15 protein-coding genes and 1 riboswitch are annotated in these 20,029 nt (G+C 67.2%); of the genes, 6 read left to right on the top strand and 9 right to left on the bottom strand.

Going from position 1 to position 20,029, the window contains the following annotated elements; translation table 11 throughout:
* Positions 1–154: 154 nt before the first annotated feature.
* From ACCC94_RS16555 to ACCC94_RS16545, 3 genes are all read right to left on the bottom strand, one after another.
* A complete protein-coding gene (locus ACCC94_RS16555; protein WP_413350561.1) occupies positions 155–523 on the bottom strand; it encodes a VOC family protein in 369 nt (122 codons plus the stop codon).
* Positions 524–612: 89 nt separating this feature from the next.
* Positions 613–1,218, bottom strand: coding sequence for a GNAT family N-acetyltransferase (locus tag ACCC94_RS16550; protein ID WP_413350560.1), 606 nt, complete (start codon positions 1,216–1,218; stop codon positions 613–615).
* Between the two features lie 61 nt (positions 1,219–1,279).
* Positions 1,280–2,521 carry a TIGR03862 family flavoprotein gene (locus tag ACCC94_RS16545; protein ID WP_413350559.1) on the bottom strand — a complete coding sequence of 414 codons (1,242 nt, stop codon included), beginning with the start codon at positions 2,519–2,521 and terminating at the stop codon, positions 1,280–1,282.
* Between the two features lie 311 nt (positions 2,522–2,832).
* Here ACCC94_RS16545 and ACCC94_RS16540 point away from each other — a divergent pair, with 311 nt between their 5' ends.
* Entirely contained in the window at positions 2,833–3,333 is a 501-nt protein-coding gene (locus tag ACCC94_RS16540; RefSeq protein WP_413350558.1) for a hypothetical protein, read from the top strand.
* On the opposite strand, the gene ACCC94_RS16535 is transcribed toward ACCC94_RS16540, so the two are convergent.
* Both ACCC94_RS16535 and ACCC94_RS16530 read right to left on the bottom strand, forming a co-directional pair.
* A complete protein-coding gene (locus ACCC94_RS16535) occupies positions 3,318–4,241 on the bottom strand; it encodes a histone deacetylase (RefSeq protein WP_413350557.1) in 924 nt (307 codons plus the stop codon). The two genes, ACCC94_RS16540 and ACCC94_RS16535, sit on opposite strands and share 16 nt — an antisense overlap.
* 78 nt (positions 4,242–4,319) lie before the next feature.
* Positions 4,320–5,525: an MFS transporter gene (locus tag ACCC94_RS16530; protein WP_413350556.1), complete on the bottom strand. Its 1,206-nt coding sequence runs from the start codon at positions 5,523–5,525 to the stop codon at positions 4,320–4,322.
* 210 nt (positions 5,526–5,735) lie between these two features.
* On the opposite strand from ACCC94_RS16530, the gene ACCC94_RS16525 reads away from it, so the two are divergent.
* From ACCC94_RS16525 to ACCC94_RS16510, 4 genes are read left to right on the top strand one after another with little or no spacing between them, the layout of a single operon-like run.
* Complete coding sequence (locus ACCC94_RS16525; RefSeq protein WP_413350555.1) at positions 5,736–6,278, top strand: GNAT family N-acetyltransferase; 543 nt, start codon at positions 5,736–5,738, stop codon at positions 6,276–6,278.
* 5 nt (positions 6,279–6,283) lie between these two features.
* Positions 6,284–7,891, top strand: a complete 1,608-nt coding sequence (locus ACCC94_RS16520; protein ID WP_413350563.1) for a SagB/ThcOx family dehydrogenase — start codon at positions 6,284–6,286, stop codon at positions 7,889–7,891.
* Positions 7,892–7,904: 13 nt separating this feature from the next.
* Complete coding sequence (gene tesB / locus ACCC94_RS16515) at positions 7,905–8,774, top strand: acyl-CoA thioesterase II (protein ID WP_413350554.1); 870 nt, start codon at positions 7,905–7,907, stop codon at positions 8,772–8,774.
* Positions 8,771–9,367 carry an HAD family hydrolase gene (locus ACCC94_RS16510; protein ID WP_413350553.1) on the top strand — a complete coding sequence of 199 codons (597 nt, stop codon included), beginning with the start codon at positions 8,771–8,773 and terminating at the stop codon, positions 9,365–9,367. Before tesB ends, ACCC94_RS16510 begins: the two co-directional genes overlap by 4 nt.
* Positions 9,368–9,706: 339 nt before the next feature.
* Here the strand turns inward: ACCC94_RS16510 and ACCC94_RS16505 are convergent, their stop codons facing one another.
* From ACCC94_RS16505 to ACCC94_RS16495, 3 genes are all read right to left on the bottom strand, one after another.
* Entirely contained in the window at positions 9,707–11,563 is a 1,857-nt protein-coding gene (locus ACCC94_RS16505) for a TonB-dependent receptor domain-containing protein (RefSeq protein WP_413350552.1), read from the bottom strand.
* A gap of 89 nt (positions 11,564–11,652) precedes the next feature.
* Positions 11,653–11,850, bottom strand: a riboswitch (cobalamin riboswitch).
* Positions 11,851–11,887: 37 nt separating this feature from the next.
* Complete coding sequence (dxs, locus tag ACCC94_RS16500) at positions 11,888–13,798, bottom strand: 1-deoxy-D-xylulose-5-phosphate synthase (protein WP_413350551.1); 1,911 nt, start codon at positions 13,796–13,798, stop codon at positions 11,888–11,890.
* Positions 13,799–14,091: 293 nt separating this feature from the next.
* Positions 14,092–17,196 (bottom strand): hypothetical protein, encoded by a 3,105-nt coding sequence (locus ACCC94_RS16495; RefSeq protein ID WP_413350550.1) that lies wholly within the window; start codon positions 17,194–17,196, stop codon positions 14,092–14,094.
* Positions 17,197–17,621: 425 nt separating this feature from the next.
* On the opposite strand from ACCC94_RS16495, the gene ACCC94_RS16490 reads away from it, so the two are divergent.
* Positions 17,622–18,617, top strand: a complete 996-nt coding sequence (locus ACCC94_RS16490; RefSeq protein WP_413350562.1) for an Ldh family oxidoreductase — start codon at positions 17,622–17,624, stop codon at positions 18,615–18,617.
* 259 nt (positions 18,618–18,876) lie between these two features.
* Here the strand turns inward: ACCC94_RS16490 and ACCC94_RS16485 are convergent.
* Positions 18,877–20,029, bottom strand: a 1,153-nt coding sequence (locus tag ACCC94_RS16485) for an aldehyde dehydrogenase (NADP(+)) (protein WP_413350549.1), incomplete at its 5' end; no start/stop codon positions are given.

Raw genomic sequence — 20,029 nt, 5'->3', positions numbered from 1 at the left:
TTGTAGGAGCGAGCTTGCTCGCGAACGGAGTCCTCCGGGCGCACCGTGTTTCCGGCGAACCTCCTGTTCGCGAGCAAGCTCGCTCCTACAGGTCGGCTCAGGCATTGCCCGTCCGCGATGGCTTCAAGGCCGGCGCCAGGGCCGGATCGCGGCATCAATCGAGGTTATGCCCGATCCGCCAGAGCACGCCGCTCGGGTCGTGGAGGGTGAAGTCGCGCATCTTCCACGGCTGGTCTTCCGGTGTGCCAAGGCGCACGCCGTAACGCTCGGCAAGGCCCGAGTCGCGCACCTTCGCGTACCAGGCGTCGGCATCTTCCACCAGCAGGTGCAACATCAGGTTCTCGGCGAATTCCTTGACGTAGTAGTTCTGCAGCAGGAAGGCGCAATGGTCGCCATGATGGAAGTAGGCGAGTTCTTCGGAGTTCCATGGCGAGAGGAATCCCAGGTCCTGGTAGAACTGCTGGGAGAGCGCGAAATCGCGGGCGGGGACGAAGACTTTCAGTTCAACGCTGGCAGTGCTCATGGGCAACCTTCCTGGTTCATGCGTGAGCAGGCTTTCACGACGGCAACGGAGCAGGCCGCCTCTGGCGGGCGGCTGGCCGCGAGTCTATCTCAGAGCGGGCGCTGCATGTAGCGATGGCTGGAGACGCCCGGCAGGGTCGAGATGCGCTCCACCTGCACGCTGAAACCCAGCCGCTCGTAGAGTGCCTGGGCCTTGGGGTTGGCTGCCGAGACGTCCAGCGCCGCCATGGGCAGGCCGCTGCGGCGGCCGATCTGCAGGAAGTGGTCGATCAACTGGCTGCCCAGGCCTTCGCCGCGCAGCGTCGGCGTGACGCCGAGGTGCGCGAGGTACAGCGTCTTGCGCGGCGGCGGGCAGATGATCCGTTCCAGTTGCAGGCCGCGACGGATCACGCCCGCCGAGCCCCAGCCGAAGTAGCCGAGGATTTGCCGCGTGGCAGCCAGCATATAGCCCAGGTTTACCTCGCCGCCGAATACCGTGCCGGCCGCCACCACCTGGCCGTCCCGTTCGCCGACCCAATGCTGGCGCCAGCCGAACTGCCCGCCGCCCTGGAGGAAGGCGTAGCGCAGGAAGTCCTGGGCGCTGTTGCGGCCGGGGCGGGCGAAGGCATAGTCGAAGGCGTCGGGGCCGGAGCTGTAGATCAGCGGGATGGCGGCGTCGACATCAGCGGGGCGGGCTCGGCGGAAGGTCAGCGGCATGCGGGCGACTCCTGGGTGGGAGTCGAGAATCTAGCACTATGGTTCCATGTTGTGCAGGGGATCAGCCTTGCGCTTGCAGCCACTGCAAGGCGCCGAGCCCGGCCGCGCGACCGCTGGCGAAGCAGGCGGTGAGCAGGTAGCCGCCGGTGGGCGCTTCCCAGTCGAGCATCTCGCCGGCGCAGAACACGCCCGGCAGCGCCTTGAGCATCAACTGCTTGTCCAGCGCCTCGAAGGTCACCCCGCCGGCGCTGCTGATGGCTTCATCCAGCGGGCGGGTGCGCAGCACGGTCAGCGGTAACGCCTTGATCAACTGGGCGAGGCGCTGCGGGTCGGCGTAGTCGGCGGCTGTGGACAACTCGCGCAACAGGCCGGCGCGCACGCCGTCCAGCCCCAGGCGACCGCGCAGGTGGTTGGCCATGGACTTGGAACCGCGCGGCTGGGCGACGGCCTTGGCGACCTGTTCCAGGCTGCGGTTGGGCAGCAGGTCCAGGTGCACGGTGGCGCTGCCGGTCTGTTCGATGCGCTCGCGGATGCCGGACGACAGCGCATAGACCAGGCTCCCCTCGATGCCGCCAGCGGTGACCACGAACTCACCCTGGCGCGGCGTACCGCCGGCCAGCGAGAGCGCCACCGGCTTGACCGGCGCGCCGGCGAACTTGTCGCGGAAGAACTCGCTCCAGCCAGCCACCTCGAAGCCGCAGTTGGCCGGGCGCAGCGGCGAGATATCCACAGCGCGTTCGGCGAGCAGCGGCACCCAGGCGCCGTCCGAGCCCAGGCGCTGCCAGCTGCCGCCGCCCAGAGCCAGCACGGTGGCATCGGCGTTCAGGCTGCGCCGGCCTTCCGGCCCGTCGATCAGCAGCGCGCCCTGGGCGTCCCAGCCCAGCCAGCGATGGCGGGTGTGGATGACCACGCCGGCATCGCGCAGGCGCTTGAGCCAGGCGCGCAACAGCGGCGCGGCCTTCATGTCGGTGGGGAAGACGCGGCCGGAGGTGCCGACGAAGGTGTCGATGCCCAGGCCCTGGATCCACGCGCAAAGCGCCTGGTTGTCGAAGGCCTCGATCAGCGGCGCGAGGCTTGGCGCACGCTGGCCGTAGCGCGACAGGAAGGCGTCGCGCTGCTCGGAGTGGGTGATGTTCATGCCGCCCACGCCGGCCAGCAGGAACTTGCGCCCCACCGAGGGCATGGCATCAAACAGCTGCACCTGTACGCCGGCGCCGGCCAGGACTTCGGCTGCCATCAGGCCGGCGGGGCCGCCGCCGATGACGAGGGCGGTACGGGAGGCGAGGGGGCGGGAGTCGGTCATGCACAGGGCCAGGCGAAGGAGGGCGGGAAAGCGCGCAATTCTAGCGCAGGGGCGCTGCGCGCCGGTTGCTCATTTTTCGTCCAGCTCCGCCAAAGCCTTTGGCGGCGGGCGCGGCAGTCGCTTTCCCGCAGCTTATCCACAGGCCGCTCCACAGTTGCCGTGGAAAAAACCAACAGGCGAGGAAATGCATTTCCGAGGCCTGAAGCGTGGGGGTTGCGAGAATTCCTACAGGGGATCGGGATTGCGCCGATGTTGGCGCTTTTGTGAATCCATCAGCATGCGGGCCTCTTGCAACCTTGGTCCGACTGTCCATGAAAGTCCGTGATTACCTTCGCTCCCATGAGGCCCACCTGTGGGTGGAGGGCAGCGACACCCGCGTGCGTGTAAATGGCCTCGATATCGTCATCCGCAGCCTCCCCAGCGAGGAAATCCGCGCGCTGCTCAACGAGGCGGTGGCCCACATGGTGGTGCGCCTGAACAAGAACCTGCAGGGTTCGAAGGTGAAGTTCGAACAGCGCGTGCTGGAGCTGCTGTCGATACAGGTGGCGCTGCACAACCTCTATGTGTTCACCAACTGGAGCCGCCTGCTGCCGCGCTACCTGCAGTACGCGGGGCCGCTGCGCCCGCAGGAGCTGCTGCAGCACCACGTGCCCGAGCAGGTGATGCGCTTCTGCGAGAAGCACTACGCCGCGGATTGCCGCTCGCGTGCCGCCGCGCTGCTGGGCTATTCCGAACATGAGCTGACGCGCTGGGAACAGCAGCGCCTGCCCTCGCGGATGGACACCAACAACTCGCGTTACCGGTCCAGCTGAAACTCGCGTGCCACCCGTGCGGCGCTGTGGTGCAGGATGCCGTGGCGCCGCGCCAGCGCACGGCGGTCCCTGTCGTAACCGCCACCGATCACACCCACCACCGGGATGCCGCTGGCCAGGCAGCGGCGGATGACGTGTTCATCGCGCGCTGCCAGCCCTGCATCGCTGAGTTGCAGGTAGCCCAGGGCATCGTCCCTGTGCACGTCGACGCCGGCGTCGTAGAGCACTATATCCGGCTGGTACAGCGGCAACAGGTAGTCCAGCGCTTCCTGCACCACCTTCAGGTACTGGGCGTCGCCCAGGTGCAGCGGCAGGGGAATGTCCCAGTCGCTCTGCGCCTTGCGCGCGGGGAAATTCTTCTCGCAGTGCAATGACACGGTCACCGCGTCCGGCACGTTCTCCAAGATGCGTGCGGTGCCATCACCCTGGTGCACATCGCAATCGAAGATCAGCACGCGGTTGGCCTTGCCGCTTTCCAGCAGGTACAGGCTGATCACCGCCAGGTCGTTGAAGATGCAGAAGCCCGAGGCGTGGTCGTGATGCGCATGGTGCGTGCCGCCGGCCAGGTGGCAGGCGAGGCCGTGTTCGAGCGCCAGTTCCGCGCTGAGCAGCGAGCCGCCGACTGCGCGCACCGTGCGTCGTGCCAGCGCTTCGCTCCAGGGCAGGCCGAGGCGGCGCAGTTCCTCGCGGCTCATCTCGCCGCTGCAGTAGCGCTCGATGTAGGCCCGGTCGTGGGCCAGGGCGAGGACGTCCGCCGGGCAGAGTTCCGGACGCAGCAGCTGCGCGTCATTCACCAGGCCGCTGTCCACCAGGTGGTCGCGCAGCAGGCGGAACTTCTCCATGGGGAAGCGGTGGTTGTCCGGGAAGGGCGGACTGTAGTCGTCGTGGTAGATCAGGGGCAGCGGCATGCGGTCAGGGTACGCCGAGGGCACGCCGGAACGAAAGGGCCGGCATTGCGCCGGCCACTTTTCATTCGCGCCGGCGATTCAGCCTTCGTTGGAAATGGCTGCGTCGCGTTGTGAGCTGCGGCTGGTTGCCACCGAAACCGACCACAGCACGAAGCCGCCGATGGCCAGCAGGCTGCCGACCCAGCCCGGCGAGGTCCAGCCGTAGCCGGCCGCCAGGGCCAGGCCGCCGAGGTATGGGCCCAGTGCGTTGGCGAAGTTGAACGCCGAGTGGTTCAGCGCCGCGGCCAGGCCCTGGGCGTCCTCGGCGACGTCCATCAGGCGGGTCTGCAGCACGGTGCCCAGCGCGCCGCCGAAGCCGACGAAGAACACGCAGATCGAGATGGTCCAGATGTTCCCCGCGGTGAACGGGAAGATCGCCAGCACCACTGCGCTCCACACCAGCAGGCCGCCGGCGGTGGGCATCACGGCGCGGTCGGCGAGCACCGGGATGAACAGGTTGCCCAGGGTCATGCCGATGCCGAACACGGCCATCACCAGCGGCACGATGCTGGGCGAAACGTGGGTCACCGCGCCGAGGATGTCGGCCAGGTAGGTGTACACCGCGAACAGCCCGCCGAAGCCGATGGCACCGATGCCCAGGGTCAGCCAGACCTGCCCGCGCCTGAGCGCACCCAGCTCGCGCAGCGGGCTGGAGTCCGGCTCGGCCGGCGAGTAGGGCGCCAGCAGGCGCACGCAGATCATCGTCAGCACGCCGAGCGCCGCCACCAGGGCGAAGCTCCAGCGCCAGCCCACCGCCTGGCTCAGCCAGTTGGCCAGGGGCACGCCGATGATGGTGGCGACGGTGAGGCCGAGGAACATCCTTCCAACCGCCACGGTGCGCCGGTGCGGCGGCACGATGGAGGCGGCAACCAGCGCGGCGATGCCGAAGTAGGCGCCGTGGGGCAGGCCGCTGATGAAGCGGAACAGCAGCATCCAGTGGTAGGTCGGCGCCAGCGCGCTGAGGCCATTGCCGAGGGCGAACAGCGCCATCAGCAACACCAGCAGGGTACGCCGCGGCAGGCGCGCGCCGAGCACCGCCAGCAGCGGCGCACCGACGACCACGCCCAGGGCGTAGGCGCTGATCACGTGGCCGGCGGTCGGGGCATCGATGCCCAGTGCCGGGGCGAAGTAGGGCAGCAGGCTCATGGTGGCGAATTCGGTGGTGCCGATGGCGAAGCCGCCGACAGCCAAAGCGAAAAGCACCAGGGCCGTACTGCGTGGCAGTCCGGTGGTGGAGGTGGTCATGGGGATTCCTTGGTCTTTTTTTGCGGTGCGCCCTGGCGGCGCGGCTGTCTGCGTGAGCACGGTCAAGGCAGTGACCGACAGCGAAGGTAGGAGAAAAATACCAGATGAAGGCGACTCTGTGCTGAATCGATTGCGCCTCGTCTGACGGATTGCGTCCTACAAGCTCGCAGCCGGGTATCATGGTGACCTTTGAGGCCTACGAAGATTCCCATGGACTTTCCCAGCCTGACCACCGAGCGTCTGCTGCTGCGGCCGTGGCGCCATGACGACCTGGCGCCCTTCGCCGCGCTGAATGCCGATGCCCAGGTGATGCAGCATTTCCCTGCCTGCCTGAGCCGCGAGGACAGCGACCTGCTGGCCGCGCGCATCCTCCAGCATTTCGACGAGCACGGCTTCGGCCAGTGGGTAGTCGAGCGCCGCGAGGACGAAGCGTTCATCGGTGTACTCGGGTTGGCCCGCGTGTCCTTCGACGCGCCGTTCACCCCGGCGGTGGAAATCGGCTGGCGTTTCAACACGGCGTATTGGCGCCAGGGCTATGCGCTGGAGGCGGCCCGCGCGGCGCTGGGTTTCGCCTTCGAGCAGTTGCAGCTGGAGGAAGTGGTCGCCTTCACGGTGCCGGCCAACCTGCCCTCCCAGGGGCTGATGCAGCGCCTGGGCATGCAGCGCGACGAGGCCGACGACTTCGAGCATCCGCGCCTGCCGCCAGGCCATGCGCTGCGCCAGCATGTGCTCTACCGGATTCGTCGGCCGTGACGCTGATCGAGGGCGTGCGCGCCTATCACGCTCTCAGCAGCCACCGCCCGGAGCGCTTCGCCCCCGGCCCCGGCCAGCTCGACTGGGCGACCCAGCCGGCTGCGTTCCGCCGCTATGCCGGCCCCCGCTGCATCGAATTGCTGCACCGGCCGCAGGAGGAATCGCCGGGTTATGACGAGGTGTTCGCCGGCCCGCTCGGTGCGCCTGCGCCGCTGACCCTCGCCAGCGTCTCGCAACTGCTCTACGACAGCCTGGCGCTGTCGGCCTGGAAGGACGCCGGCGGCAGCCGCTGGGCGCTGCGGGTCAACCCTTCCAGCGGCAACCTGCACCCCACCGAGGCCTATCTGCTGCTGCCCGCCGGGGCTGTGGATAACGCTGCGCTGCTGGCGCATTACAGCGCGGACGATCACCTGCTGGAAGTGCGCGCCGAGCTCCCTGCGCCGCTGGCCGGGCAACTGGCCGACGCCTTGCCCGCCGGCGGCTTCCTGCTGGCGCTGGCGAGCATTCCCTGGCGCGAGGCCTGGAAGTACGGCGAGCGCGCCTATCGCTACTGCAATCACGACCTCGGCCACGCGCTGGCCTGTCTCGGCATCGCCGCGGCGATCCAGGGCTGGGAAGTGCGCCTGTTGCGTGGTGTGGCCGAAGCGCGGCTGGATGCGTTGATCGGTCTCGATCGTGAAGGCTTCAGCGAGCGCGAGTTCGCCGACGCGTTATTGTGGATCGGCCCGGCGCAACCTGCCGAATTCCCGCTGCCGAAAACGCTGCTTGAGGGCCTCGCCGAGCTGCCGCTGGCCGGCACGCCCAATCGGCTGTCGCGGGACTATCGTCACTGGCCGGAGCTGGAGCGCGTGCACCAGCTGTGCCGTGCCCCCGCGCTTCCGGCCCTTGACTGGTCGGCGCCAAAAACCGAGTCGGCTGTGGATAACCCCGGCCTGCCGCTGCGTCCGCTCCTGCATCGGCGGCGCAGTGCGCAGTCGATGGACGGCCGCAGCGGCATTCACGCCGAGCTGCTGTATGCCTGGCTGCGCCGCCTGATGCCCGAGCGCTCGCCGGTGCCTTTCGCCTGCACTGGCGAGCCGGCGCGGCTCGACCTGCTGCTGTTCGTCCATCGAGTCCAGGGCCTGGAACCTGGCCTGTACTGGCTTGGCCGCAGCGGGCGCGAGGCGGGCGGGCTGCGCGAGGATTACCTGTGGCAGAGCGTGGAGGAGAGCGGCTTGCCGCTGTACCGCCTGCTGTCGGGCGATGCGCGTGGGCTGTCGGCTTTCCTGTCCTGCGGGCAGGACATTGCCAGCGACGGCTGCGTCGCCTTCGCCATGCTCGCCGATCTCGACGCCGCGCTGACCGAGGGCGCCTGGACCTACCCGCGCCTTTACTGGGAGGCCGGACAGGTCGGCCAGCTGCTCTACCTGGAGGCCGAAGCGGCGGGCCTGTCGGGCACCGGCATCGGCTGCTATTTCGATCCGGCGCTGGACGAATTGCTCGGCGGCGGTCCGGACTGCCCGGTCAGCCTCTATCATTTCACCATCGGCCGCGCCGTGTGGGACGAACGCCTCAGCAGCCTTCCCGCTTATCCGTCGCCGCGCCGACTCCCACTTCAGCAAGACCGCAATTGAGGAAACAACGCGCATGACCCAGATCCTGGACAACCTGGTGGCTCTGCTGAGCCTGGAGCAGATCGAAGAGAACCTGTTCCGCGGCATGAGCCAGGACCTCGGGTTCCGCCAGCTGTACGGCGGGCAGGTACTCGGCCAGGCGCTGTCGGCGGCCAGCCAGACGGTCGAGCCGGAGCGCCACGTCCACTCCATGCACGGCTACTTCCTGCGCCCGGGCGATGCGAGCAAGCCGGTCGTCTACCAGGTCGACCGCGTGCGCGACGGCGGCACCTTCAGCACCCGCCGCGTCACCGCGATCCAGAAGGGCCAGCCGATCTTCGCCCTGAGCACCTCGTTCCAGACCGACGAGGGTGGCTTCGAGCACCAGATCGCCATGCCCGACGTGGTCGGCCCGGAGAACCTGCCGACCGACCTCGAGCTGAAGAAGGCCGGGGCGGAGAAATTCCCCGAGCGCATCCGCGACAAGCTGCTCTATCCCAAGCCCATCGAGATCCGCCCGGTCACCCAGAACGACCCCTACGAGCCGGTGGTCGGCGAGCCGATCAAGTACCTGTGGCTGCGCGCCGACGGCAAGCTGCCGGACATCCCGGCGCTGCACAAGTACATCCTCGCCTACGCCTCGGACTTCGGCTTCCTCACCACCTCGCTGCTGCCCCATGGCCGCTCGGTGTGGCAGAAGGACATGCAGGTCGCCACCATCGACCATTCCGTGTGGTTCCACCGCGACCTGCGCGCGGACGAGTGGCTGCTCTACGCCATCGACAGTCCCTGGGCCGGCAACGGCCGCGGCTTCGTGCGCGGCAGCATCTTCAACCGCGACGGCCAGCTGGTCGCCTCCTCGACCCAGGAAGGCCTGATCCGCCGCCGCGAGGACTGGGCATGAGCCTGAATGAAATCCGCCACTGGGTGTTCGACATGGACGGCACCCTGACCCTGGCGGTGCACGACTTCCCGGCGATCAAGCGCGCCCTGGGGATTCCCCAGGAGCACGACATCCTCAGCCACCTGGCCGCGCTGCCGGAGGACGAGGCGGCGGCCAAGCACGCCTGGCTGCTGGAGCACGAGCGCGAGCTGGCGGTGGCTTCCACCGCCGCACCGGGCGCCGTCGAGCTGGTGCGTGCGCTGCATGGCGCCGGCTATCGCCTGGGCATTCTTACCCGCAATGCCCACGAGCTGGCGCTGATCACGCTGGCTGCGATCGGCATCGGTGATTGCTTCCTCACCGAGGATGTCCTCGGCCGTGGCGAGGCCGATCCCAAGCCCAGCCCGGACGGCCTGCTGCGCCTCGCCGCGCGCTGGGACGTGGCGCCGCAGCGGATGCTGATGGTCGGCGACTACCGCTTCGACCTCGACTGCGCCCGCGCCGCCGGTACGCAGAGTGCGCTGGTGAACCTTGCCGAGAACCCCTGGCCGGAGCTGACTGACTGGCACGCACAGGACTGCGCGGAGCTGGGGCGGATGGCGGGAGTACTCTGAGTCCGCTGCCGTGCGGGTTCGCGAGCAATGGCTAGGCGCCCCCCTCGGTCCTACAGGTCTTGCTTACGCTGAAGCTTCGGAGCTTGCTGGGCTGCTCCTACAGGTATTGCCTACGCTGAAGCTTCGGTGTTTGGCGGGCTGCTCTTTGTAGGACCGAGGGGGGCGCCTAGCCATTGCTCGCGAACAGCCATTTGCACCGCTGCTGCAGGTCCAGGGAGCCTCGAACGTAGGATGGGTGGAGCCTGCGATACCCATGCGGTTGGTGCAGTGAGCGATGGGTATCGCTTCGCTCCACGCCCTCCTACGAAAGCGCCGCAGCGCCGGGACCTTCGCCACGCCTTACAGCTCCGGCGTCCAGGTCACCGCCAGCAATGCGGTGCGGCCCGGCTCGCGGTAGGGGCGGGCTTCGCCCATGAAGTCCATCGGGCTGGTCGGGCGCAGGTAGTCGCCGAGGGTGTAGTCGCGGTCCAGGGCGTTATCCAGCTTCAGGTCGAAACGAATCTCGCTGCTGGCCAGCCAGCTGGTGCGCAAATCGAGGACGCCATAGCCGGACAGCTCTCGGGTGTTGGCCGCGTCGTCGTAGCGCTGGCTGACCGCACGCCAGGTGCCGCCGACGCCGAAGGCGCCGAACTGGCGGTCAAGGTCCAGGCTCAGGGTTCGGCGCGCGCGGTACGGCAGGGTGTGGCCGGTGTCGCGGTCGCGCGGGTCGATCAGGCTCAGGCCGAGAGCGGCCTGCCAGCCCAGCACCTCGCGGGCGACGCTGGCCTCGAAGCCATCGATGCGCGCCTTGTTGATGTTCTCCGGCTGGTTGCTGGTGCTGTCCCAGGCGATCAGGTCGTCGATCTCGGTGCGGTACAGCGAGGCTTCCAGGTGGGTACCGGAAAAGTCGCCGCGCCATTGCAGCTCGTAGGTCTTCGAGGTCTCGGCCTTCAGGTCCGGGTTGCTCGCGCCGGGGTAGTAGAGGTCGCTGAAGGTCGGCGCGCGGAAGCCTTCGCCGTAACTGGCGATCCAGGTCTGGCTGTCGCCCACCGGCAGGCTGAAGGCGGCGTTCCAGCTGTTCTGGCTGCCGTAGGCCTGGTTGTTGTCGTGGCGCAGGCCCAGCTCGGTGCCGAAGCTCTCGCCCTTGAAGCTGTGCTGGGCGAAGAAGGCGCGGTTGCTGCGCTGGTCTTCGGCGAAGGCGGTGGTGCCGTCGACCTTGTCCTCGTACCAGTCCGCACCCAGGGCCAGCTGGTTGGCAGCGTCCAGTTGCAGGCGGTTGATCCAGCTTGCCGAGTGGCGGGTGGTTTCCAGCGTGCCGTTGTTCCAGCTGTCGGCGGCGCCCACCGCCTTGTTGCGGTCGAAGCTGCGGCCCAGTTCCAGGCGGCTGTTCCACATCTGCGTGATCTGGCCGTCGAGGTAGGCGCTGTAGCTGCTGACGCGGAATTCGTCGCGCGGCGAGCCCGGCTCGAAGTTGTAGGCGTCGTCGTATTCGTTCTTGCCGCGCTGGTCGTTGAGGTTCAGGCCGGCCTTCCAGTCTTCGCTGAAGCGATGGTCCAGGTTCAGGTGCACGGCCTTGTTGCGTTGGGCGTCGTGGTCGTTGTCGGCGCCGACGTTATCGCTGGTGCGGTCCCAGCCCTGGCTCTCGTCGAGGCTGCCGCCGAGGTTGTAGCGGGTCTGCTCGTCGCCGCCGGAAAGGCTCAGGCTGCGCTCGAAGGTGCCGTGGCTGCCGGCGGCCAGGCGCACTTCAGGGTGCAGGCCGGCTTCGCCGCGGCGGGTGAAGATCTGAATGACCCCGCCGATGGCGTCGGCGCCGTACAGCGCGGAGCGCGGGCCGCGGGTCACTTCGACGCGCTCGATGCTGTCGATGCTCAGGTAGTCCAGGCGGGCGATGCCGCTGCTGGCCGAGGCGACGCGCTGGCCGTCCACCAGCACCAGGGTCTGCGCAGTGCTGGTGCCGCGCACGGAGTAGGAGACCACGCCGCCGGAGCTGCCCATCTGCACGCCGGGCACGCGTGCGAGCAGGGCGGGGACGCTGCGCACTTGCAACCGCTCGATGTCGGCACGGGTGAATACACTGTTGGCCGATGTGGCTTCGGCACGCGGCTGGGCCTGGCGCGCGGAGGTGATCACCTGGTCGGAGAGCCGGTAGATGTCGTCAGCGGCGAAGGCCAGGCCGGGCAGCAGGCTGGTGGCCAGGGCGAGTCGGGTCAGTTTCATGGAACGTCCTCAAAAGCGGTCGGATGACTTTCGAGGAGGGCGTGGCAAGGGCGGACGCGCCGCACTTGACGGTGCGGCCCTCCGCAACACCTGTCGGGGCGTGTCGAGGGCGGTCTCCGGGCTGCCGACATCACATCGCCGCCTTCCCGCGTTGAGCAGTGGCGGATGGCGATGCTGCACTCTCGCTGGGAGTGCGTCGGTTACCGTTGCGGGGGCAGCGCAGGTCTTTCACCTGCTTCCCGTTACCTCGTACGAAAACGGGCGCACCTTAGTCGGTGCGCCCGTCACTGGCAATACTCCGGGGGAGGGATGCGCCGATCGGTCTCAGCGCTTGCCCAGGGCGTCCAGGCGCGCCTTCACCGAGGTTTCGATGCCGGCGGCGTCCAGCCCGCACTCCGCGAGCATCTGCGCGGGCTTGGCGTGCTCGACGTAGTAGTCCGGCAGGCCCAGGTGCAGGATCGGCTGCTGGATATTCTCGCGGGCGAGGAATTCGCTGACGGCGGCACCGGCGCCACCCATCACCGAGTTCTCCTCGACGGTCACCAGCAGCTCGTGGCTGGCGGCCAGCTGGCGCACCAGTTCCTCGTCCAGCGGCTTGACGAAGCGCATGTCGGCGACGGCCGCATCGAACTGCTCGGCCACTTTCAGCGCCTCAGTCAGCTGCACGCCGAACACCAGGAAGGCGACCTTGCCGGCCTTGCCCTCGCGGCGCAGCACGCCCTTGCCGATCTCGACCGGTTCCAGCGCCGCCTCGATGGGGGCATTGGGGCCGGTGCCGCGCGGGTAGCGCACCGCCGCCGGGCCTTCGAAATGATGGCCGGTGGTGAGCAGCTTGCGCAGTTCGTTCTCGTCGCTGGGGGTCATCACCAGCATGCCGGGGATGCAGCGCAGGTAGGAGAGGTCGAAGCTGCCGGCGTGGGTCGGGCCGTCTTCGCCCACCAGGCCGGCGCGGTCGATGGCGAACAGTACGTCGAGGTTCTGCACCGCGACGTCATGGATAAGCTGGTCGTAGCCGCGCTGCAGGAAGGTGGAATAGATCGCCACCACGGGCTTTGCGCCATCGCAGGCCATGCCGGCCGCCAGGGTCACGGCGTGCTGCTCGGCGATGGCGACGTCGAAGTAGCGGTCCGGGAACCTGTCGGCAAAAGCCACCAGGTCGGAGCCTTCCTTCATGGCCGGGGTGATGCCGACCAGGCGCGGGTCTTTCGCCGCCATGTCGCACAGCCACTGGCCGAACACGCTGGAGTACTTCGGTCCGCCGGCCTTCTTCGGCACGGCGTGGGCGGGCGCGCCCTCGGGTTCCAGCTTGGTGATGGCGTGGTAGCCGATCGGGTCGATCTCGGCCGGGCCGAAGCCCTTGCCCTTCTTGGTCACCACGTGGAGGAACTGCGGGCCCTTGAGGTCGCGCATGTTGCGCAGGGTGGCGATCAGGGTCGGCAGGTCGTGGCCGTCGATGGGGCCGATGTAGTTCCAGCCCAGCTCTTCGAACAGCGTGCCGGGGACCAGCATGCCCTTGGCGTATTCCTCGGTGCGGCGGGCGATTTCCCAGGCGCCGGGCAGGCGCGAGAGCACCTTCTTGCTGCCTTCGCGCATGCTGCTGTAGGTGCGGCTGGAGAGGATCTTGGCCAGGTAGTTGGACAGGCCACCGACGTTGTTGGAGATCGACATGTCGTTGTCGTTGAGGATCACCAGCATGTCGGCCTTGACCTCCGATGCATGGTTGAGCGCCTCGAAGGCCATGCCGGCGGTCAGCGCGCCGTCGCCGATCACCGCCACCGACTTGCGGTTCGAACCCTGCATGCGCGCGGCGATGGCCATGCCGAGGGCGGCGCTGATGGAGGTGCTGGAGTGGCCGACGCCAAAGGTGTCGTACTCGCTCTCCGAGCGGCGCGGGAAGGCGGCCAGGCCGTCCTTCTGGCGCAGGCTGCCCATGCGCTCGCGACGACCGGTGAGAATCTTGTGCGGATAGGCCTGGTGGCCCACGTCCCACACCAGCCGGTCGTCCGGGGTGTCGAAGACGTAGTGCAGGGCGATCGTCAGTTCGATGACGCCCAGGCCCGCGCCGAAGTGCCCGCCGGTCTGGCCGACGCTGTACAGCAGGTACTGGCGCAGTTCGTCAGCGAGGGTCAGCAGCTCCGCTTCGCCCAGCCGGCGCAGCTCGACCGGCGTGCTGGCGCGGTCGAGCAGGGGCGTGGCAGGGCGCGCGCGGGGAATCTCGTGAAACGTCGTGGGCATCAGGCTGATCGTTATGAGAAGGCAAAGATGCGGAAGTTTACCTGATGCGCCGGAATGCCCCAAGCAACGTGGGGCCAATCCTTCGAATGACCGGATGGTCGGGAAGCAACAGGTGTCGTCCACTGTGGAGGTGACCGGACATCGTGCCCATCGGGGGCTGGGCAACGCAATGTCGCAGGTCGGAAACGAAAAGACCCCGGTGGCCCGCAGGGAGGAGTTTGCGGGGCATCGGGGTCGGAGTTGCGCGTTGACCCGGTGGCGGCCTTGGCGGGCTGCCACCGGGCGTTCGCCGCTTAGATCACTGAGATTTCCTGCTGGATCAGCTGATCCAGGAGGATCGGGCGCACCTCGAAGTGGGCGCTCGACTGGCCGTGGGCAACCTGTTCCGTGCCCTGGCCGGCACCCAGTTGCAGTTCACCGGCACCTTTTTCCAGCACATCACCCAGCTTGGGCATGACCGCGCTGTCCTTCTGCAGGGTTGGCGCCGCTTTCCAGTTGCCCAGCAGCAGTTCACCGGACTCGGCGCCCGACAGCACGTCATCGATCACCAGGCCGGACGACAGTACCGGGCGTGGCGGAGCCTCGACGTGGAGGGAGAAGTGCGCCAGATCTTCGCCGTTGTAGCGCAGGTTGAAGCTGTAGGTACCTTCGTCCGGCAACTGCTGCACATCGTGCTGCCAGGTGCCATCGGCTTTTACGGTGACCATGCCGAGGACCTTGATCGAGTCTTCCGAGGTGCCCTCCAGTTGCATCCACAGGAGCATGCGCTGACCCGGTTCGCCCGTGCCGAAGAGCGTCGGCGACATATCGCGGGTCATTTCACCCACCACGGCGCCGGAGTCGTCGAGTGCGCCGAGGATGGTGGCATTGATGTGCACCGGCTGCACCGGCTCCACCGGAAGCTCGGGCTCGACCGGGCGGACCGGTTGCTCCGGCTCTACGGGCTTGACCGGCTGCTCGGGTTCGATCGGACGGACCGGCTGTTCCGGCTCGACGGGCTTGACCGGTTGCTCGGGTTCGATCGGCCGAATCGGTTGTTCGGGTTCTACCGGCTCCACCGGCTGCACGGCTGCGTCAACCGTCAGTTGGAAGTGTGCTTCCCTCCCGCCCGCAACGGCTTTGAGGTCATAGGTTCCGTTGCGCAGCGGGTGGTCCTGGGTGAACTGCCAGGTTCCGTCATGCCCGATTATGGTTGCTCCGAGATAGAAGGGCGTCTGTGGCGCGTCCACGAAGCTGGCCCAGACCTGCACCAGCCCCCCTGCCGGGCCGACGCCGCGCAGAGTGGGCGTTGCATCGTCGGTGACGGCGCCATTGGCCAGCTCGCCCATGATCGGGCCGACGTTGTCGAAGACGCCTGTCATGGCAAATCTCTGCACTGGCGGCAGGTCGATGTTCAGGTTGAATTGAGCTGTTTTGTCGTTCATACGCGCCTCGAATACGTAGTTGCCGCTGCCAAGCAGGTTGAGTTGGAGTTGCCAGGTTCCGTCCGCCTGGATGTGGGCGGAGCCCATATGCATGGGCGTCTTGGAGGGTTCGCCGTTCGGTGCGATTGGAGTCGCAACAATCTGCACCCAGCCACCTGGACGGCCAGTGCCATGCAGGAGGGGAGCGGCGTCATCGGTGGTGGCGCCGCTGGCCAGCTCGCCCGTGACCGCGCCGACATCGTCGAAGGCGCCGGTGATTGCGAACGGTTGCTCCGGCGGCAATTCGATGGTCAGGCCAAAGTGAGCGCTCTTGCCGTTGGTGCGTGCCTCGAAGTCGTAGGTGCCTTCGTCGAGCGGGCGCCCGACACGAACCTGCCAGGAACCGTCTGGCTGGACGATGGTGTTGCCCAGGTACTGCGGACCGTGATGCGACTGGCCGTCCTGCACTTGCGGGTGAGCCCAGACTTCCACCCAGTCGCCCGGACGGCCGGTGCCGCGCAGGGTGGGAGTGGTGTCATCCGTGGCGGCGCCGTTGACCAGATCGCCCGTGACCGCGCCGACATCGTCGAAGGCGCCGGTGATTGCGAACTGTTGCTCCGGCGGCAATTCGATGCTCAGGCCGAAGTGAGCGCTCTTGCCGTTGGCGCGGGCCTCGAAGTCGTAGGTGCCTTCGTCGAGTGGGCGCCCGACATGAACCTGCCAGGTGCCGTCTGGCTGGACGATGGTGTTGCCCAGGTACTGCGGGCCGTGATTCGGCTTGCCTTCCTGTGCTTCCGGGCGCACCCAGACTTCCACCCAGTCACCCGGACGGCCGGTGCCGCGCAGGGTGGGAGTGGTGTCATCGGTGGTGGCGCCGTTCGCCAGCTCGCCGGTGACCGCGCCTACATCGTCGAAGGCGCCAGTGATTTTGAATTGCTGCTCGGGGGGCAGCTCGATGCTCAAATTGAATTGAACCGTTTGGCCCAGCCCGCGCGCCTCGAACACATAGTCGCCGTCATCGAGCGGGTGCTCAATCCTGAATTCCCAGGTTCCATCGTCCTTGATCTGGACAGAGGCCCCGTGGATGGGCGTTCGAGGCAGCATACCTTGCTGACCCTGAAGGATGCCGAAAATCTGCAACCAATCACCTGGGCGCCCCGTTCCCCGCAAGATCGGGGTGGTGTCGTCGGTTATGGCGCCTTGGGCAAGTTCTCCGGTCGTAATGCCGTAGTCGTCGAATACGCTGATCGACAGCTTTTGCTCCGACGGCAGGTCGATGCTCAGCCTGAACTGGGGGCCGATCATGTCGTAGGTGCGCGCTTCAAAAACGAAGTCGCCGTCATACAGCGCGCGGTGGGCGGTGAATTGCCAGGTCCCATCCGCCTGGATGTCGGCGCTGCCCAGAAACACCTGCTGGCCACGCTGTAGTTCGCCGTTCTGTCCGAGAGGAGTGACAAAAATTTCTACTCGTTCACCAGGCAGACCCGTGCCACGCAGTGTCGGAATTCCATCCTTGGTAACAGCCCCTTCGCTCAGTTCTTGTGGCGCGGAACCCGTGTCATCCACCACCGCGAGTATTGTTGGCGGAGGAGGGGCTTCCATCGACAGGGTGAACGAGGAAAGTTCTTTACCTGCAGCGTTCTGCAAGTGCAGTTCGTAGGTTCCGTCGACCGCGACGGGGAGAAGCTTGAGCTGCCAGGTGCCGTCGGGCTTAACGGTTACTTTGCCGACCGGGTAGATTCGGTCCGGCTCGGTCGCATTGGGTGTGACGGTCAGGGTAATCCAGATGTCGAGTTTTTCACCCGGATTGCCAGTTCCGTAAAGGGTCGGTCGGAAAACGTCCGAATTTTCGGTTGTCCCGAGAATCTGCGAGGTGACGTTGGCCGTCGCGGAAGAGCTGAGGCTCGAGGCGGCAAGGGCTGGGTAAGCTTCGTTGCCGTAGAGGCCGGTCGAGGAAAATGCTCTCTGGTAGGGAGACTTCGATTCATTGCTCATGGAGTGTTTCCATCGGGGAATGGCCGGTGATCGACCTGGAATGTCATGTGGAAACACTGGCGTCACAGCACGTTTCCACGCGGCCGAATGCTAGAGACTGGCTGCCGGGAACGAGCCTGCTGGCGAATGGAAATAGGACTTTCGTCCTGAATGGCGAACTCGGTTTTGTTGCCTGATGGGTCAGCTTTTTGTCGTGGGAAAATTTCAAGAGGGAAACTTCCGATACGGAGCTGAGAAGCTTGGCGGCAGATGTGTGGAAAGAGAGAAAGGGACGAGCGTGACGCTGTGCCGAATTCGTCAGCTGCGGATGGGATTTCCCTCAAGCCTCGTGCGCGAGGAGCGGTCACTGTGACGGATGATTCGGAGGCGTACTTTCGGGGCATCCTCCGTCCCGACACATCAGCGAGGAGTCGACCTTGGTCCGAATGAAGCTGGATGAACTGCGCGAGCTGTCGATGGCGATCCTGCGCCACAACGGCTTCAGCGAACCCCACGTGCAGGCGGTGACCGACACCGTGCTGGCCGGCGAGCGCGATGGCTGTACGTCCCACGGCGTATGGCGGCTGCTGGGCTGCATCCACACCGTGCGCGCCGGCAAGGTGGTGGCCGACGCCGTGCCGGAGCTGTCAGAGCCCGCGCCGGCGATTGTGCGGGTGGATGCCAAGGGCGGCTTCTCGCAATGCGCCTTCGACCTCGGCCTGCCGAAGCTGGTGGAAAAAGCGCGCAGCCAGGGCCTGGCGGCGCTGGCGATCAACCATTGCGTGCACTTCTCGGCGCTGTGGGTGGAGATCGAGCGGATCACCGCGCAGGGGCTGGTCGCGCTGGCGGTCACCCCGGCCCAGGCCTACGTGGCGCCGGCCGGCGGCACGCGGCCGCTGTTCGGCACCAATCCCATCGCTTTCGGCTGGCCGCGTGGCGACAAGGATCCGTATGTATTCGACTTCGCCACCACAGTGGTGGCGCGCGGGGAAATCCAGCTGCACGAGCGCGAGGGCAAGGCGATCCCGCTGGGCTGGGGCATCGATGCCCAGGGCAACCCCAGCACCGACCCGAGCGCGGTACTCGATGGCGCCATGCTGACCTTCGGCGGGCACAAGGGCTCGGCGCTGGCGACCATGGTCGAGCTGATCGCCGGTCCGCTGATCGGCGACCTGACCAGCGCGGAATCCTCGGTCTTCGATGAGGGGACGAAATCCTCGCCCTACCACGGCGAGCTGCTGATCGCGCTGGACCCGGCGCGTTTCCTCGGCGCTGATGCTGCGCAGCACCTGGCGCGGGCGGAGAAGCTGTTCGAGTCCATCGTCGACATGGGCGCGCGATTGCCGTCGCAACGTCGCTTCGCGGCGCGAAAGCGCAGCCTCGCCGAGGGCGTGGAGATCAGCGATTCGCTGTATGCCGATTTGCGCAAGCTGCTGGCATAAGAGCCTTCCCTTGTAGGAGCGAGCTTGCTCGCGAATCTGGCCCTCGTCGCCGGGACGGTTCGCGAGCAAGCTCGCTCCTACGAAGAGCACGGCTCGGCGGATAACGCTGGCGCGTTATGCGCCCTACGGAAATGCAGAACGGCGCGGCCTTTGTAGGAGCGGACTCCGCCATTGCGCGAATAAAAAAGCCCCGGCACAGGGCCGGGGCTGAGCATCGGCGCGGGACTGGCCGACAGTTCACTCCCGCGCCGACGAACCCTCAGCGAGTCACCGCGCTGCGCGTCGTCTCGCCATCCACCAGCCGAGCGATGCCCAGCGGGTTGGCGTCCTTCAGCGCATCGGGCAGCAGCGCGTCGGGGTAGTTCTGGTAGCACACCGGGCGCAGGAAGCGGTCGATGGCCAGGCTGCCGACCGAGGTGCCGCGCGCGTCGGAGGTCGCCGGGTAGGGCCCGCCGTGGACCATCGCGTCGCAGACTTCCACGCCGGTCGGGTAGCCGTTGATCAGCAGGCGCCCGGCCTTGCGCTCCAGCACCGGCACCAGCGCGGCGAAGCGCGACAGGTCCTCGGCTTCGGCGATCAGCGTGGCGGTGAGCTGGCCGTGCAGGCCGTCCAGCGCGTGGCGCAGTTCGGCTTCGTCCTTCACTTCGACGACGATGGTGGTCGGGCCGAAGACTTCTTCCTGCAGCAGCTCCTCGCCTGCCAGCAGCAGTTCGGCCTTGGCCTGGAACAGCTGCGGCAGGGCCTGGTTGCCCTTCTGTGGCTGGCCGGCGAGGTGGCGCACGGCGGGGTGGGCGAGCAGGCGGGCGATGCCCTTTTCGTAGCTCTTCAGGGTGCCGGCGTTGAGCATGGTCTGCGCCGGGCGCTGGCTGATCTCGGCGATCAGGTTGGCGACGAACAGGCTGAACGCTGGCGAGGCAATGCCGATCACCAGGCCCGGGTTGGTGCAGAACTGGCCGCAGCCCATGACGACCGAATCCACCAGTTCGCGGGCGATCTTCTCGCCGTGTGTTTCCAGGGCGGCGGGCAGGACGAGGACCGGGTTGATGCTGCTCATCTCGGCGAACACCGGGATTGGCTGCGGACGCGCGGCGGCGAGATCGCACAGCGCGCGTCCACCCTTGAGTGAGCCGGTAAAGCCGACCGCCTGGATCGCCGGGTGCTTCACCAGCGGTTCGCCCACGCCGGCGCCGTAGATCATGTTGAACACGCCGGCCGGCATGCCGGTGGATTCGGCCGCGCGGACGATCGCCTCGCCGACGAGTTCGGCGCTGGCCATGTGACCGCTATGGGCCTTGACCACCACCGGGCAGCCGGCGGCGAGTGCCGCGGCGGTATCGCCACCGGCGGTGGAGAAGGCCAGCGGGAAGTTGCTGGCGCCGAACACGGCCACCGGGCCGACGCCGGTGCGGTAC

It is taken from the genome of Pseudomonas sp. Pseusp97, from assembly GCF_047304025.1.
Lineage (GTDB): Bacteria > Pseudomonadota > Gammaproteobacteria > Pseudomonadales > Pseudomonadaceae > Pseudomonas.
The sequence above is the reverse complement of the archived record's forward strand: the minus strand, read 5'-3'. Positions and strand labels throughout refer to the sequence as shown.

Excerpts from the sequence above, each read along its gene's own strand:
- ACCC94_RS16555 (WP_413350561.1), bottom strand. The coding sequence starts at position 523 with ATGAGCACTGCCAGCGTTGAACTGAAAGTCTTCGTCCCCGCCCGCGAT.
- ACCC94_RS16550 (WP_413350560.1), bottom strand. The coding sequence starts at position 1,218 with ATGCCGCTGACCTTCCGCCGAGCCCGCCCCGCTGATGTCGACGCCGCC.
- ACCC94_RS16545 (WP_413350559.1), bottom strand. The coding sequence starts at position 2,521 with ATGACCGACTCCCGCCCCCTCGCCTCCCGTACCGCCCTCGTCATCGGC.
- ACCC94_RS16540 (WP_413350558.1), top strand. The coding sequence starts at position 2,833 with ATGAAAGTCCGTGATTACCTTCGCTCCCATGAGGCCCACCTGTGGGTG.
- ACCC94_RS16535 (WP_413350557.1), bottom strand. The coding sequence starts at position 4,241 with ATGCCGCTGCCCCTGATCTACCACGACGACTACAGTCCGCCCTTCCCG.
- ACCC94_RS16530 (WP_413350556.1), bottom strand. The coding sequence starts at position 5,525 with ATGACCACCTCCACCACCGGACTGCCACGCAGTACGGCCCTGGTGCTT.
- ACCC94_RS16525 (WP_413350555.1), top strand. The coding sequence starts at position 5,736 with ATGGACTTTCCCAGCCTGACCACCGAGCGTCTGCTGCTGCGGCCGTGG.
- tesB (WP_413350554.1), top strand. The coding sequence starts at position 7,905 with ATGACCCAGATCCTGGACAACCTGGTGGCTCTGCTGAGCCTGGAGCAG.
- ACCC94_RS16510 (WP_413350553.1), top strand. The coding sequence starts at position 8,771 with ATGAGCCTGAATGAAATCCGCCACTGGGTGTTCGACATGGACGGCACC.
- ACCC94_RS16505 (WP_413350552.1), bottom strand. The coding sequence starts at position 11,563 with ATGAAACTGACCCGACTCGCCCTGGCCACCAGCCTGCTGCCCGGCCTG.
- dxs (WP_413350551.1), bottom strand. The coding sequence starts at position 13,798 with ATGCCCACGACGTTTCACGAGATTCCCCGCGCGCGCCCTGCCACGCCC.
- ACCC94_RS16495 (WP_413350550.1), bottom strand. The coding sequence starts at position 17,196 with ATGAGCAATGAATCGAAGTCTCCCTACCAGAGAGCATTTTCCTCGACC.
- ACCC94_RS16490 (WP_413350562.1), top strand. The coding sequence starts at position 17,622 with ATGAAGCTGGATGAACTGCGCGAGCTGTCGATGGCGATCCTGCGCCAC.